This window comes from Isoptericola sp. NPDC056605, assembly GCF_042792795.1.
Lineage (GTDB): Bacteria > Actinomycetota > Actinomycetes > Actinomycetales > Cellulomonadaceae > Isoptericola.
The window spans coordinates 82,131-96,739 of the sequence record NZ_JBHTVT010000011.1 but is presented as its reverse complement, the minus strand read 5'-3'; the positions used below and the strand labels follow the sequence as shown (position 1 = coordinate 96,739).

The 14,609-nt window shown below is 74.9% G+C and carries 13 protein-coding genes; 7 read left to right on the top strand and 6 right to left on the bottom strand.

What is annotated here, in order from left to right; translation table 11 throughout:
• Both ACFQ8Y_RS12950 and ACFQ8Y_RS12945 read right to left on the bottom strand, forming a co-directional pair.
• Nucleotides 1-474: a hypothetical protein gene (locus tag ACFQ8Y_RS12950; protein WP_430550864.1), complete on the bottom strand. Its 474-nt coding sequence runs from the start codon at nucleotides 472-474 to the stop codon at nucleotides 1-3.
• 43 nt (nucleotides 475-517) lie between these two features.
• Entirely contained in the window at nucleotides 518-1,468 is a 951-nt protein-coding gene (locus tag ACFQ8Y_RS12945) for a helix-turn-helix transcriptional regulator (RefSeq protein ID WP_430585695.1), read from the bottom strand.
• Nucleotides 1,469-1,614: 146 nt separating this feature from the next.
• Between ACFQ8Y_RS12945 and ACFQ8Y_RS12940 the strand changes: the two genes are divergently transcribed.
• Together ACFQ8Y_RS12940 and ACFQ8Y_RS12935 are read left to right on the top strand one after the other, a co-directional pair.
• Nucleotides 1,615-2,739, top strand: a complete 1,125-nt coding sequence (locus ACFQ8Y_RS12940) for an epoxide hydrolase family protein (RefSeq protein ID WP_430562572.1) — start codon at nucleotides 1,615-1,617, stop codon at nucleotides 2,737-2,739.
• Between the two features lie 104 nt (nucleotides 2,740-2,843).
• On the top strand, nucleotides 2,844-3,692 hold the full coding sequence (locus ACFQ8Y_RS12935; RefSeq protein WP_430585694.1) for a siderophore-interacting protein: 849 nt from the start codon (nucleotides 2,844-2,846) through the stop codon (nucleotides 3,690-3,692).
• 12 nt (nucleotides 3,693-3,704) lie between these two features.
• On the opposite strand, the gene ACFQ8Y_RS12930 is transcribed toward ACFQ8Y_RS12935, so the two are convergent.
• A complete protein-coding gene (locus ACFQ8Y_RS12930) occupies nucleotides 3,705-4,181 on the bottom strand; it encodes a hypothetical protein (RefSeq protein WP_430550868.1) in 477 nt (158 codons plus the stop codon).
• 118 nt (nucleotides 4,182-4,299) lie between these two features.
• Between ACFQ8Y_RS12930 and ACFQ8Y_RS12925 the strand changes: the two genes are divergently transcribed.
• On the top strand, nucleotides 4,300-5,565 hold the full coding sequence (locus ACFQ8Y_RS12925) for an amidohydrolase (protein ID WP_430585693.1): 1,266 nt from the start codon (nucleotides 4,300-4,302) through the stop codon (nucleotides 5,563-5,565).
• A 24-nt stretch (nucleotides 5,566-5,589) separates the two neighbouring features.
• Here the strand turns inward: ACFQ8Y_RS12925 and ACFQ8Y_RS12920 are convergent, their stop codons facing one another.
• Nucleotides 5,590-6,348 (bottom strand): IclR family transcriptional regulator, encoded by a 759-nt coding sequence (locus ACFQ8Y_RS12920; protein WP_430550870.1) that lies wholly within the window; start codon nucleotides 6,346-6,348, stop codon nucleotides 5,590-5,592.
• A 126-nt stretch (nucleotides 6,349-6,474) separates the two neighbouring features.
• On the opposite strand from ACFQ8Y_RS12920, the gene hutH reads away from it, so the two are divergent.
• Genes hutH through hutI form a run of 3 tightly spaced genes read left to right on the top strand, consistent with a single transcriptional unit; the run spans nucleotide 6,475 to nucleotide 11,053 of the window.
• Entirely contained in the window at nucleotides 6,475-8,061 is a 1,587-nt protein-coding gene (gene hutH, locus ACFQ8Y_RS12915) for a histidine ammonia-lyase (RefSeq protein WP_430585692.1), read from the top strand.
• Between the two features lie 32 nt (nucleotides 8,062-8,093).
• Nucleotides 8,094-9,773 carry a urocanate hydratase gene (gene hutU, locus ACFQ8Y_RS12910; protein WP_430585691.1) on the top strand — a complete coding sequence of 560 codons (1,680 nt, stop codon included), beginning with the start codon at nucleotides 8,094-8,096 and terminating at the stop codon, nucleotides 9,771-9,773.
• 2 nt (nucleotides 9,774-9,775) lie between these two features.
• Nucleotides 9,776-11,053 carry an imidazolonepropionase gene (gene hutI, locus ACFQ8Y_RS12905; protein ID WP_430550873.1) on the top strand — a complete coding sequence of 426 codons (1,278 nt, stop codon included), beginning with the start codon at nucleotides 9,776-9,778 and terminating at the stop codon, nucleotides 11,051-11,053.
• A 145-nt stretch (nucleotides 11,054-11,198) separates the two neighbouring features.
• On the opposite strand, the gene ACFQ8Y_RS12900 is transcribed toward hutI, so the two are convergent.
• Nucleotides 11,199-12,134, bottom strand: a complete 936-nt coding sequence (locus ACFQ8Y_RS12900; RefSeq protein WP_430585690.1) for an arginase family protein — start codon at nucleotides 12,132-12,134, stop codon at nucleotides 11,199-11,201.
• 450 nt (nucleotides 12,135-12,584) lie between these two features.
• Between ACFQ8Y_RS12900 and ACFQ8Y_RS12895 the strand changes: the two genes are divergently transcribed.
• Nucleotides 12,585-14,048, top strand: coding sequence for a dicarboxylate/amino acid:cation symporter (locus ACFQ8Y_RS12895; RefSeq protein WP_430585689.1), 1,464 nt, complete (start codon nucleotides 12,585-12,587; stop codon nucleotides 14,046-14,048).
• Nucleotides 14,049-14,117: 69 nt separating this feature from the next.
• Here ACFQ8Y_RS12895 and ACFQ8Y_RS12890 read toward each other — a convergent pair whose 3' ends face one another.
• The gene (locus tag ACFQ8Y_RS12890) at nucleotides 14,118-14,609 is read right to left on the bottom strand and encodes a hypothetical protein (RefSeq protein ID WP_430585688.1); all 492 of its coding nucleotides are present in this window, start codon (nucleotides 14,607-14,609) and stop codon (nucleotides 14,118-14,120) included.

The window sequence follows — 14,609 nt, the reverse complement described above, 5'->3', positions numbered from 1 at the left end:
TCAGACCGACATGCCCGCGCTGTCGAGGGTCGCGGTGCCCGTGGAGAAGACGGTGAGCAGCCCGCCGAACACGAACAGCATCGCGAACACGACGTAGAGCACCGCGAGCGACGTGAAGATGATCGACAGCCACAGGCCCCACTTGCCGAGCGGGTTGTCGACGCCGGCCTTCTTCGACTCCGACAGCGCCATCGCGGACACGACGATGCCCGCGGGGGAGATGACGAAGGCGAGGATGAAGCCGACGATGCCCATCGTGCGGCCCGGCGGCTCCGGGGCGTAGGCCGGGTACGCCGGGTACGGCGCCTGGGGGTACTGGCCCTGGTACTGGCCCTGGGGGTGCTGGCCCGGTGCGGCCGGGTAGCCCTGCTGCCCGTACGCCTGCTGCGGGTAGGGCTGCTCGGCGTAGCCGGGCTGGGGCTGCTGCTGGCTCGGCTCCTGGTACGGCTGGCCGGGCTGGTACGGATCGCTCACCGGCACAGTCTGACGCAGCGCGGGGTGCAGGTCGAGGGCGCCGTCAGCCCGGGACGGCGCGGGCGTAGCGCGCCGCCAGCACGCGCAGGTGCTCGACCAGCTCGGGCGGTCCGGTGACGTGGAAGTCGAGGCCGAGCAGGCCGATCCAGACCGCGACGACCTCGGCGCTGTCGCCGCCGGTGACGAGCACGGACCGCCCGTCGGGCAGGGGCTGCACCGTGCCGACGGCGGGGTTGATCCGCGCCAGCACCTCCTGCGCCGGCGCGTCGACCACGACGCGCGCGTGGAACGCCCACCCCGTGCGCGCGACCTCCTGCACGACGAACGTGGTGAGGTCGCCGGGGAAGGGCGCCGGGGCGAACCGTCGCCCGCCGGGGGTGCGCAGCCGCAGCCAGTCGACGCGGTAGGGCGCCCAGGCACCGGTGGCCGGGTCGCGGGCGACGAGGAACCACCGCTGCTGCCACGCGACCAGGTGGTGGGGCTCGAGCTCCAGCGGCTCGCCCTGGTAGTCGCAGCGCACGCCCTGGTGGTCGCGGATCGCCGCGGCCAGCGCGGTCAGCTCCTCCGGGTCGACCCCGGGCTCGTCGGTGTACGGGCCGGTGTTCGCCGGGCCGGCCGTCGACGCCGTCCGGAGCGCCGAGACCTGCCGCCGCAGCCGGTCCGGCAGCACCTGCTCCAGCTTGGTGAGCGCGGACTGCCCGGACTCCTCGAAGCCCGCGGTGCCGGTCGCGGCGCGCAGCCCGACGGCGACGGCGACCGCCTCGCCGTCGTCGAGCAGGAGCGGGGGCAGCCGCGCGCCCGCGCCCAGCCGGTAGCGCCCGCCCGGGCCGCGTACGGCGTGGACGGGGTAGCCCAGCTCCCGCAGCCGGGCGACGTCGTTGCGCACCGTGCGGCCGGTGACGTCGAGGCGCTCGGCGAGCTCGGCGCCCGACCAGTCGGGACGCGACTGGAGCAGCCCGAGCAGGGCGAGCAGCCGTGCGGACGTGGAGCCCATCGTGACCTCCGGGAGGGTCGCCGGGGACGTGCCGAGAACACGTCGGAACTCGTCCAGAGTAGAGGAAAGAACCCTTCCTGAACCGTTCCTATCGTGGGGTTCAGGAGCAGGGGCACGGGCCCCGCTCACGACCTCGGGAGAACGCCATGAACGCCATCCGCCTCGAGACCAGCCCCTTCACCGTCGCCGTCCCGCAGGCCGACCTGGACGACCTGCAGCAGCGCCTCGAGCGCACCCGCTTCGCGCCGGCCGCCCCCGGCGACTCGTGGGAGTACGGCACCCCCGAGTCGTACCTGCGCGACATGGTCGAGCGCTGGAAGGCCTTCGACTGGCGCGCCGTCGAGCGCCGGCTCAACGCCTTCCCGCAGTTCACCACCGAGATCGACGGCCAGCCGCTGCACTTCCTGCACGTGCGCTCGCCGCACCCGGACGCCACGCCGCTGCTGCTCGCCCACACCTACCCCGGCTCGGTGCTCGACCACCTCGACATGATCGACCCGCTCGTCGACCCGGTCGCCCACGGCGGGCGCGCCGAGGACGCGTTCGACGTCGTCGTGCCGTCCATGCCCGGCTTCGGGTTCTCGACGCCGCTGGTGGGCGAGGGCTGGACGATGGCGCGCGTCGCGCGCACCTACGACGCGCTCATGCGGGGGCTCGGCTACGACGCGTACGGCATCCACGGCAGCGACGGCGGGGCGATGGTCTCGCGCGAGCTGGCGGTCCTCGACCCCGAGGGCTTCCTCGGGGCGCACGTGCTGCAGCTCTTCTCGTTCCCGTCCGGCGCGGAGGGGGAGATGGACGGGTTCGGCGAGAAGGAGTTCGCGGCCCTCGGCCACCTCCAGTGGTTCCAGTCGGTCGGCGGGTACAACGTCATGAACGCGTCGCGCCCCCAGACGATGGCGGCCGGCCTGGCCGACTCGCCGGTCGCGACGCTGGCGTACCACGAGCTCTTCGAGAGCTTCGGCAACGGGACGTCGCTCGTGCGCCCGGAGCAGGTGCTGGCCCAGGCCACGCTGTACTGGCTGACCAACACCTATGCGACGGCCGCGCGGTACCACTACGCGGAGCAGCGCTCCGGCGCCGAGCCGGTCGTGAGCACCGGGCGGATCGGCGTCGCCGTCTTCAAGGACGACTTCCAGACGATCCGGGCCCTCGCCGAGCGCGACAACGCGCGGATCGAGCACTGGTCGGAGTTCCCCCGCGGCGGCCACTACGCCGCCCTGGAGGTGCCCGACGACGTCGTCGCCGACCTGCGGGTGTTCTTCGGCTGAGCCGGCCGGACCGTCACTTCGGCAGGCAATGGATCTGTTCGGCAGGGCGACGTGCCGAACAGATCCACTCCTTGCCGAGCAGATCGTCGTGGTGGAATCGACAGGTGTTCACGCGACCCCGCACCCCGCTCGACCTGGTCCCCCGGCGCGTGCGTGTGCACGCCGTCACCGAGCTCACCGGCACACTGCGCCGCATCACGTTCCGCGACGTCGACGGCGCGGAGCCCGGCGCCCAGACGTCGCTCGCGGCGCTGCGGGCGCCCGGACCGGAGGACCACGTCAAGGTCTTCCTGCCCGACCCCGCCACCGGGGAGCTGCACGCGCCGGTCCTGGCCGCGGACGGCGGGTTGCAGCGCCCGACCGGCGTCGTCTCCATCTCGCGGGACCTCACCGTGCGTGCCGTGCGGACGGTCGACGGCGCGGCCGAGGTCGACGTCGACTGGGTGCTGCACGGCGACGAGGGGCCGGCGTCCGCCTGGGCGGCGCGGGCGGCGGCGGGCGACGAGGTCGTGCTCGTCGGGCCGCGCGGCAGCGTGGGCGTGCCGGACGGGATCGGCCGGCTGACCCTGGCCGGCGACGAGACCGGCCTGCCGGCCCTCGCGCGCTGGGTGGCCGCCGTCGGGGCCGACGTGCCGGTGACCGCGATCGTCGAGATCGGCGACGACGTCGAGGAGGACGTCGTCGAGGGGGAGCTGGGGCGCGCGGACGTCGAGATCCTCTACCGCGCCGACGGCCCCGGCCAGCTCGCGGAGGCCGTGCGCTCGCTCGGCGGGCTGGAGCCCGACGAGCTGTTCGTCGGGCTCGGCGAGGCGGACGACCTCGTGCCCGTGCGCCGCCACCTCCGGCGCGAGCTGGGGCTGCCCGCCGAGCAGGTGCACGTCTCCGGCTACTGGCGGCGCGGCACGGTCAACCTCGACCACCACCTGCCCCTCGACCCGAGCGACCCGGACTGAGCCGGCGAGGAGTCAGGCTGCGGCGCTCTCCGTCTCGCCGCGCAGGGCGTCGATCTGCTCCTGCAGCGTGGACAGCAGGTCGGCGACCTTCTCGGAGCCGCTCTCCCGCGCCTCGTCGGTCACGTGCTTCACCTCGGCGGACGCCGCCTCGAGCGCCACCTGTGCGTCCTCGAGCGCGACCACGGCGCCGTCCTGGGACTGCTCGGCCCGCGCGAGCGCGTCGCGCGCCTCGTCGGTCGCGGCCTGGGCGGAGGCCATCGCGTTCGTGACGTCGGTGCGGAGCTCGTCGGGGATACCGGTCACCTGCTCCTCGATGCGCTGCAGGTCGGAGTCGATGGCCTCCGCCTGGCTCTGCGCGTCGGCGATGAACTGTTCGACGTCGGCGGGCGCGGAACACGCGCCGAGCATCATCGCGAGGGCGAGGAGGCTCGCCGCGGCGAGACGGGTCGTCGTCTTGCCCTTCGTGGTGCTCGTCGTCGCTGACGTCATGGCCACGATTCTGCCCTGCCAACCTGAACATTCCCTTATAGGGCCGTGGAGATCTTGCACACAGGTGGCCCTCCCGGCTGACCAGGACGGCAGCGCCGCGCGGCGGCAGGATGACGCCATGACCGCGCTGACGACGCCCGAGCTGACGGACCTCTACACCGACCTGCACGCCCACCCGGAGCTCGGGTTCGCCGAGCACCGCACGGCCGGGATCGTGGCCGACCGGCTGCGCGGCTGGGGCTACGACGTGCACGAGGGCATCGGCGGGACCGGCGTCGCCGGGGTCCTGGCGAACGGCGCCGGGCCGCGCGTGCTGCTGCGCGCGGACATGGACGGGCTGCCGGTCACCGAGAGGACCGGCCTGCCGTACGCGTCGACCCAGGTCACGACGGCCGCCGACGGCCAGGAGACCGGCGTCATGCACGCCTGCGGCCACGACGTGCACGTCACCTGCCTGCTCGGTGCCGCGGCCGAGCTCGCCGCGCGCCGGGGCGAGTGGTCGGGCACGCTCCTGCTCGTCTTCCAGCCGGCGGAGGAGCTGGGCAACGGCGCGCGGGCCATGCTCGACGACGGCCTGTACGCGACCGTCGGCGGCGCGCCCGACGTCGTGCTCGGCCAGCACGTCATGCCCACGCCCGCCGGCGTGGTGAGCGTGACCCCGGGCGTCGCGATGTCGGCCACGGACTCCCTGCGGATCACGCTGCACGGCCGCGGCGGGCACGGGTCGATGCCGGAGACCACCGTGGACCCGGTGCTCATGGCCGCGGCCACGGTGCAGCGGCTGCAGGGCGTCGTGTCCCGGGAGGTCGCGGCGGGCGACTCGGCAGTCGTGACGGTCGGCGCGATCCGCGCCGGGACCCAGCCGAACATCATCCCGGACCGGGCCGAGCTGCTGGTCAACGTGCGGACCTTCACGGAGCCGGTGCGCGAGCGTGTGCTCGGCGCGATCCGTCGCATCGTGGCGGCCGAGGCCGCCGCCTCGGGCGCCACGGAGGAGCCCGACGTCGAGACGATCACCACCTTCGCGGCCATGGTCAACGACCCCGAGGCGGCCGAGCGCACCCGGCCGGTGCTGGCCGCCGCGCTCGAGGGCCAGCGGGCGCTGATCGAGGCCGTCGGCGGCCGGCCCGTCGTCCTCACCCTGCCGCCGATGGCGGCGTCGGAGGACGTCGGCGAGCTGGCCACCGACGCCGGGGCGCCCCTCGTGTACTGGTTCCTGGGTGGCTTCGACCCGGCCCGGTTCGCGGGCGTCGACCTGGCGGCCGGCCGGCTCCCCGAGGGCGTCGCGTCCAACCACTCGCCGTTCTTCGCCCCCACGCCCGAGCCGACCCTCGACCTCGGCGTCGCGACCCTCGTCGCCGCCGCCCAGGAGTGGCTGGACTGAACCGCTCGACGCTCCTCGGGTGGGTCAGCGCGCGCCCAGGCGGCGGCTGATCTCGGCGGCGGCACGGCCGGCCGCGGCGGCGAGCTCGTCGCGCCGGGCGGCGTCGACGTCGTCGGACCAGAACGTCAGCGCGACCCCCGCCACGGGGTGGCCGGTGTGGTCGAGCGCCGCGTGGGCGACGGACGCGAGGCCGGTCGTGACCTCGCCGTCCTCGGTGGCGTGGCCGCGGCGGCGGGTGTCACGCAGCACCTCGCGCAGGTCGCGCAAGGTGCGCGGCCCGACGCCGGTGCGGTCGGCGAGCGCCGCGGCCGACGGAAACAGCGCCCGCACCTGCGGGGCGGGCAGCAGCGCCAGCACCGCGCGCCCGCTGGCCGTGAGGTGGCTGGGGAGGCGCACGTCGACGTCGGTCACGAGGCTGGGCCGGTGCGGGGCGCGCTGCTCCACGAGGTACAGCACCTCCCGCCCGTGCAGGACGGCGAGGTGCGCGCTCTCGCCCGTCGTCTCGACCAGCCGCGCGACGACGGGGCGCGCCAGCCGGGCCAGGGGCGCCTGCCGCGCGTACGCCGAGCCGAGCGACAGCGACGCCGTCCCGAGGCCGTACCGGTGCTCCTCCGGCAGGTGGGTCACGAAACCCTCGTCCACCAGTACCGACAGCAGGTGGTAGACGGTGGACCGCGGCAGGGCCAGGTGCTGCGCGACCGCCGCCGCGGGGACGGGCCCCGCCTGTGCGGCCAGGTACGTCAGCACCCGGAGCGTGCTGCGCGCCGCGGGGACGTCCGCCATCGTGCGCTCTCCTCGAACTACCTCGGCGAGAACGGAACTACCTCGGTGCGGTAGGTGTCTGGGATCTCAGACTGAACCTCGCCGGAACCCGTGTCCAACGAGGCATCGACGGTGTGTGCTGGCCGCATGACCGTCACCACCACCCGTGCCGTCGTCGAGCTGAGCGGCGACCCCCTGACCGTCGACGCCGTCGTCGCGGTCGCCCGCCACGGCGCGCAGGTCCACCTCACCGACCGCGCGCTGGCGGGGATGGCCGCGAGCCGCGCCGTCGTCGAGGACCTCGCCGACGACGCGCGCCCGCACTACGGCGTCTCCACCGGCTTCGGCGCCCTCGCGCGCCGCCACATCCCCACCGACAAGCGGGCGCAGCTGCAGCTCGGGCTGGTGCGCTCGCACGCCGCGGGCAGCGGGCCCGAGGTGGAGCGCGAGGTGGTGCGTGCGCTGCAGCTGCTGCGGCTGGCCACCCTCGCGACCGGCCGGACGGGAGCCCGCCCGGTGGTCGCGGAGACGTACGCGGCGATGCTCAACGCCGGCATCACGCCCGTCGTGCACGAGTACGGGTCGCTCGGCTGCTCCGGCGACCTCGCGCCGCTGGCGCACGTGGCCCTCGCTGCGCTCGGGGAGGGGCCGGTGCGAGGAGCGGACGGCGAGCGCGTCGACGCCGCCGAGGCGCTCGCGGCGGCGGGGATCGCGCCGGTGGAGCTGCGCGAGAAGGAGGGCCTGGCCCTCATCAACGGCACCGACGGCATGCTCGGCATGCTGTGCCTCGCGCTCGACGACCTGCACCGCCTGCTCACGACGGCGGACGTCGCCGCGGCGTCGAGCGTGGAGGCGCTGCTCGGCTCGGACGCGCCGTTCGCCGAGGACCTGGTGGGCATGCGGCCGCACCCGGGGCAGGCGGCGTCCGCCGCGAACCTGCGGGCGCTGCTCGCCGGGTCGCCCGTCGTCGCGAGCCACCGCACCTTCGACGCCGAGGGCCGGCCCGAGTGCACCCGCGTGCAGGACGCGTACTCGCTGCGCTGCGCGCCGCAGGTGCACGGCGCCGCGCGGGACACGGTCGAGCACGCGGCGTCGGTCGCGGGGCGCGAGCTCGCGTCGGCCATCGACAACCCCGTCGTCACCGTGGACGGCCGGGTCGAGTCCAACGGCAACTTCCACGGCGCGCCCGTCGCCTACGTGCTGGACTTCCTCGCGATCGCCGTGGCCGACGTCGCGAGCATGAGCGAGCGCCGCACCGACCGGTTCCTCGACGTCGCGCGCAACGAGGGACTGCCCGCGTTCCTCGCGGACGACCCGGGCGTCGACTCGGGCCTGATGATCGCCCAGTACACGGCCGCCGGGATCGTCTCGGAGCTCAAGCGGCTGGCCGCGCCGGCGAGCGTCGACTCCATCCCCTCGTCGGCGATGCAGGAGGACCACGTGTCCATGGGCTGGGCCGGGGCGCGCAAGCTGCGCCGCGCCGTCGACGGCCTGGGCCGCGTGCTCGCCGTCGAGCTCATGACCACCGCCCGCGCCCTCGACCTGCGCTGCACCCCCGAGACGGGCCTGGCGCCCGCCGCGGGCACCGGCGCCGTGCACGCGCTGCTGCGCACCGCCGTCCCCGGGCCCGGGCCGGACCGGTTCCTCGCCCCCGAGATCGAGGCCGTGACGCGGCTCGTCGCCGACGGCGAGGTCACCGCCGTCGCGAGCGCCGCCGTCGGCCCGCTCCGCTGACCGCCCCGAACGACCTCCCGAAGGAGACGACGATGTCCCACGCCATGTCCTACGACCGGGGGACCCCCGTCCCCGTCCGTGCGCCGCGCGGCACGACGCTCACCGCCCGCAGCTGGCAGACCGAGGCGCCGCTGCGGATGCTCATGAACAACCTCGACCCGGAGGTGGCGGAGCGTCCCGACGACCTGGTCGTCTACGGCGGCACCGGTCGCGCGGCGCGCGACTGGCCGAGCTTCCACGCCATCGTCCGCACGCTCACGACGCTGGGCGAGGACGAGACGCTGCTGGTGCAGTCCGGCAAGCCGGTGGGCGTGCTGCGCACGCACGAGTGGGCGCCGCGCGTGCTCATCGCGAACAGCAACCTCGTGGGCGACTGGGCCACGTGGCCGGAGTTCCGGAAGCTCGAGGCGCAGGGCCTGACGATGTACGGGCAGATGACGGCCGGGTCGTGGATCTACATCGGCGCGCAGGGCATCCTCCAGGGCACGTACGAGACGCTCGCCGCGGTGGCCGCGAAGCGGTTCGGCGGCACGCTCGCCGGGACCCTCACGCTCACCGGCGGCTGCGGCGGCATGGGCGGCGCGCAGCCGCTGGCCGTCACGCTCAACGGCGGCGTGTGCCTGGTGGTCGACGTCGACCGGTCGCGCCTGGACCGGCGGGTGCGCGAGCGCTACCTCGACGAGGTCGCGGACGACCTGGACGACGCCGTCCGGCGCGTCGAGGCCGCGAAGGCGGAGCGCCGGGCGCTGTCCGTCGGCGTCGAGGGCAACAGCGCCGAGGTCGTGCCGGAGCTGCTGCGCCGGGGCGTCGCGGTGGACGTGGTCACGGACCAGACGTCGGCGCACGACCCGCTGTCGTACCTGCCCGTCGGCGTCCCCGTCGACGAGTGGCACGACTACGCGGCCGCCAAGCCGCAGGAGTTCACCGACCGGGCGCGCGAGTCGATGGCGCGGCACGTGGAGGGCATGGTCGGCTTCCTCGACGCGGGCGCGGAGGTGTTCGACTACGGCAACTCGATCCGCGACGAGGCGCGCCGCGGCGGCTTCGACCGGGCCTTCGACTTCCCGGGCTTCGTGCCGGCGTACATCCGGCCGCTGTTCGCGCAGGGCAAGGGCCCGTTCCGCTGGGCCGCGCTGTCCGGCGACGCGCGTGACATCGCCGCCACCGACAAGGCCGTCCTCGACCTCTTCCCGGACGACGACCACCTGCACCGCTGGATCCGCGCCGCCCAGGAGCGCGTCGCGTTCCAGGGTCTGCCCGCCCGCATCTGCTGGCTCGGGCACGGCGAGCGCGACCGCGCGGGGCTGGCGTTCAACGACCTCGTCGCGTCCGGCCAGGTGAGCGCGCCCGTCGTCATCGGGCGCGACCACCTCGACTCCGGGTCCGTCGCCTCCCCGTACCGGGAGACGGAGGGCATGGCCGACGGCTCCGACGCCATCGCCGACTGGCCGCTGCTCAACGCGCTCGCCGCCGCGTCGTCGGGGGCCACCTGGGTGTCGCTGCACCACGGCGGCGGCGTCGGGATGGGGCGGTCGATCCATGCCGGGCAGGTGTCGGTCGCGGACGGCACCGACCTCGCGGCGCAGAAGCTCGCGCGGGTGCTCTCCAACGACCCGGGGCTGGGCGTGCTGCGGCATGTCGACGCCGGCTACGAGGACGCCGCGGCCGCCGCGTCGCGGGGCGGGCTGCGCGTGCCGATGCGAGAGTCGTAGGCATGCGCGAGGTGGAGCACCCGGGCGGGTCGCACCCGGCCACGCTGATCCTGGGGATCGGCGAGCTGACGACCAACGACCCGTCGCTCGGCGACGCCGGCGACCCGACCGGCCTCCTCCGCGACGCCGCGCTGCTGCTCGACGGCGGCCGCGTGGCCTGGGCGGGCCCGGAGAGCGCGTGCGCCGACGGCGTGGAGCAGGCGCTCGGCCGCGCGCCGGACCGCGTCGTCGGGGTGGACGGGCGCGCGGTGGTCCCCGGCTTCGTGGACTCGCACAGCCACCTGGTGTTCGCCGGCGACCGGTCCGCGGAGTTCGAGGCGCGGATGGCCGGCCGGCCGTACGCCGCGGGCGGGATCCGCACCACGGTCGCGGCGACGCGGGCGGCGTCGGACGACGCGCTGCGGGCCGGGCTCCGCCGGCACGTCGACCAGGCGCTGACGCAGGGCACCACGACCCTCGAGACCAAGAGCGGCTACGGGCTGAGCGTCGCCGACGAGGAGCGTGGCGTGCGCCTCGCGCGCGAGGTCACCGACGAGGTGACGTTCCTCGGAGCGCACGTGGTGCCGCCCGAGTTCGCCGGCGACGCCGGAGGGGCCGACGCCTACGTCGACCTCGTCGTCGGGGACATGCTCGCCGCCTGCGCCCCGCACGCGCGCTGGGTGGACGTGTTCTGCGAGACGGGTGCCTTCACGCCCGAGCAGTCGCGTCGCGTGCTGGAGGCCGGCGCCGCCGCGGGCCTCGGCGTGCGCGTGCACGCGAACCAGCTCGGCCCGGGGGAGGGCGTGCGGCTCGCCGTCGACCTGGGAGCCGCCGCCGTCGACCACTGCACGTACCTGTCCGACGACGACGTCGCGGCGCTCGCGGGCTCGTGGTCGGGGTCCGGTGACGCGCAGGGGACCGTCGCGACGCTGCTGCCGGGCGTCGAGTTCTCCACCCGCCAGCCGTACCCCGACGCGCGCCGCCTCCTCGACGCCGGTGCCGTCGTCGCGCTGGCCAGCGACTGCAACCCCGGCTCGTCGTACACGAGCTCGATGCCGCTCATGGTGGCGCTCGCGGTACGGGAGATGGGCATGACCGTCGCCGAGGCCGTCTGGGCCGCCACGTCCGGCGGTGCCCGCGCCCTGCGGCGCGACGACGTGGGGCACCTCGCGCCCGGCGCCCGCGCCGACGTCGTCGTCCTCGACGCCCCCAGCCGCACGCACCTCGCCTACCGCCCCGGCGTCCCGCTGGTGCACGGGGTGTGGCACGCCGGCCGGGAGGTCGTGCACCCGCCGAGGTAGCTCCCTCCGTGCCGAGGTGGTCCAGATCCTCGCGAGGTAGCTCCCTTCCCGCCGAGGTAGCCCCGTTCGTGGGGGATAAGGGAGGTTTTGTCCCTTGAGTCCGAACTACCTCGGCGCGGATCGAACTACCTCGGCGGGAAGGGGGCTACCTCGGGCGGAGGGCGACGCCGGCGAGGACCTCCAGCACGCAGAGGGCGGCGAGGCGGACGGTGCGGCCGTCGGGGGCGTCGGCGGTGGCGTCCACCTCGGCGAGGTCGACGGAGCGGACGCGCGGGTCGGCGGCCGCGGCGCGGACGAGGGCACGCAGCTCCCAGGCGGCGAGCCCGCCCGGCACGGACGCGGGGCAGCCGGGGGCGACGGAGCGGTCGCAGACGTCCACGTCGACGTCCAGGTGCACCGGCCCGCCCGCGGCGCCGGCGACGTCCAGGGCCTCGCGGACGACGTCGGCCAGCCCGGCGGCGCCGTTGCCGCGGGCGCGCAGGTCGTCGAGCGTCACGACCGTGATCCCCAGGTCGCGCGCCCGGCGCGCGTAGGCGGCGCTGTTGGCGAAGTCCGCGATGCCGACCTGGACGACGCGCGCCGGGTCCAGCCCGGCCTCGACCAGCCGCCGCACCGGCGAGCCGTTGGAGACGCCGTCGCGCAGGTCGTAGTGGGCGTCGAACGTGACCAGCCCGGCCGTCGGGAGGTCGTCGCCCCACGCGCCGAGGGCCACCGGCACGGTGAGCGCGTTGTCCCCGCCCAGCGCGACGACGGCGCGGGCGCCCGCCAGCGCTGCCCCCACCACGGCCCGCGCGCGGGCCTCGCCCTCTGGGCCGTCGGGCTCGTCGACGTCGCCGTGGTCGACGACGTCGAGCTCGCCGAGGTCGACCGGCATGCCGTCCGGCCCGGTGATCAGCGCGGGGCTGTAGCGGCGCAGCGCGTCGCGCACCGCGGCGGGCGTCGCGTGCGCGCCCGTCGTCGACAGCGAGGTGCGCCAGGTGGGGACGCCGACCAGGGCCAGGTCGGTGCGCGAGCCCGTCGGTGCAGGCCAGCCGCCCGCGCGGGGCCAGAGCGGGTCGTGGGGCAGGGGAACGGAGGTCACCTGCCGACCGTACGACCACGATGAGGTGCCTCACATACCCAGGGCATCTTCTGTGATTCGTGGTGGGCCGCTGCTAGGGTGCGATATTCGTAGGTTCGATACCTTCGTTCGATCATGTCGATCATTCGATCGCCTGATCCTCCCCTTCCTCGATCGTGCATGGAGCTCCCGTGACCGTCAGCGTCCCCGAGAGGACCGACCTCACCGCGCGTCTCGACGTCGACTTCCGTCGCGTCGCCAGTGCGCTGTGTCGGTGAACCCTCCGCGTCGCTGACCGCGCGCTGACCGTCGTCGCCGCCGACGACGCCCCGCGACACGCACCCGCCCGAGAGTCACGGGCCCGTGGCGTGTCACCGCACCTCCGTGCATCCCCCGATCACCCGGACGGCAGCGTGCTGCCGCCGTCCACACCCCGGCGCCCTCCGGCGCCCGAGGCGAAAGGTTCCTCCCGTGTCCTCCGCAACCAAGGTCCCCGGCGCGCAGCCGCGCGAACGCAAGGGGCTGCGCTTCCCGTCGTTCTCGGTCCAGATCCTGCTGGGCCTCGCGCTCGGCGTGCTGCTCGGCTGGCTGGCGCTGTCCCTCGGCCCGCAGGCCGACGGCGAGACGCCCAACGGCCTGACCACGACGCTCGACACCATCGGCTCGTCGTTCGTCACCCTGCTCAAGGCGATCGTGCCGCCGCTGATCTTCACGGCGATCGTCGCGTCGATCGCCAACCTGCGCACCGTCACGAACGCGGCCCGCCTGGCCGGTCAGACGCTGCTCTGGTTCGCCATCACCGCCGCGATCTCCGTGGCGATCGGCATCGGCCTGGGTCTCGTGTTCCAGCCCGGCCACAACACCACGCTGTCGGTGGCCGACGGCGCGGAACCGTCCAGCACCGGCACCTGGATGGACTTCCTCAACGGCCTCATCCCGACCAACGTGCTCGGGCTGGGTGCCTCGACGTCGGTCGAGGCCGGCGCCGACGGCGCGCTGAGCGCCGAGACCGGCATCAGCTTCAACGTGCTGCAGATCCTCGTCGTCGCGCTGGTCATCGGCATCGCCGCGCTGAAGTCGGGCGCCAAGGCCGACCCGTTCCTCGCGTTCAACAGGTCCGCGCTCTCCATCGTGCAGAAGGTCCTGTGGTGGATCATCCGCCTGGCGCCGCTGGGCACGATGGGCCTCATCGGCAACGCCGTCGCCACCTACGGCTGGGAGTCGCTGCGCTCGCTCGCCTCGTTCTCCGTGGCGATCTACGTGGGGCTCGCCCTCGTGCTGTTCGTCGTCTACCCGGTGCTGCTCAAGGCCAACGGCCTCGGCGTCGTCGCCTGGTTCAAGGGCGCGTGGCCCGCGATCCAGCTCGCGTTCGTCTCGCGCTCGTCGGTGGGCACGATGCCCGTGACGCAGCGCGTCACCGAGCGCAACCTCGGCGTGCCGAGCGAGTACGCGTCGTTCGCCGTGCCGCTGGGCTCGACGACGAAGATGGACGGTTGCGCCTCGATCTACCCGGCGATCTCCGCGATCTTCGTGGCGCAGATCTTCGGCATCGACCTGTCGGTGACCGACTACCTGCTCATCGCGTTCGTGTCCGTGGTGGGCTCCGCCGCGACCGCCGGCCTCACCGGCGCGATGGTCATGCTGACCCTCACGCTGTCCACCCTGGGCCTGCCGCTGGCCGGCGTGGGCCTGCTGCTGGCCGTCGACCCGATCCTCGACATGGGCCGCACCGCGGTGAACGTCGCGGGGCAGACGCTGGTCCCGACCATCGTCGCCAAGCGCGAGGGCATCCTCGACCTCGAGCAGTACCGCGCCGCGTCGTCGGAGCACCTGTTCGACGAGGACGAGGCCGAGCAGGACGGGGTGCAGGACGGCGTGCAGGACGGCGTGCAGGACGGCGCCCGCGAGCCGGTCGGCGCCGGCGCGAAGGCCTGACGCCCCGCAGCACGTGACGGAGGCCCGGCAGGGGACACCTGCCGGGCCTCCGTCGTGTCCCGGGACGGGCTACCGCAGGAGGTCGGCCGCCTCGACCAGCCCTGCGCACGGGATCGCGAGCACGTCACCGCGCCGCAGGTCGCGGGGCAGGCGGACGATCGGCCCGCCGCGGCCCGGGGCCGGGTGCACGGTGAACGGGCGCAGCGGCTCCGGCGACGACCGGCCGACGAGCCGCGCGTGGTCGAGCAGGACGGCGCACCCGCCGAGGTCGGCGTCGAGCCAGGCCTGCCGCGCGTCGTCCCCGAGCCTGGGGACGGCGTCCACCACGTGCGCCAGCACGACCGTCCGCGGCGCGGCGTCGCCCCAGTAGCGGTCGACCCGCGTGACGTCCGCGCCCACCGGGACGTAGAGGCGCGGGGTGGGGTAGTGCTCGGCGAGCCGGGCCAGGCTGGTGCGGTCGACGAGCACGTCGTCGCCGGTGAGCTCGGTGCCGTCGGGCCACCCCTCGAGCGCTGCGTGCCGGGGGTGGACCAGGGTGGTGAACAGCGTCGTGAGGCTCAT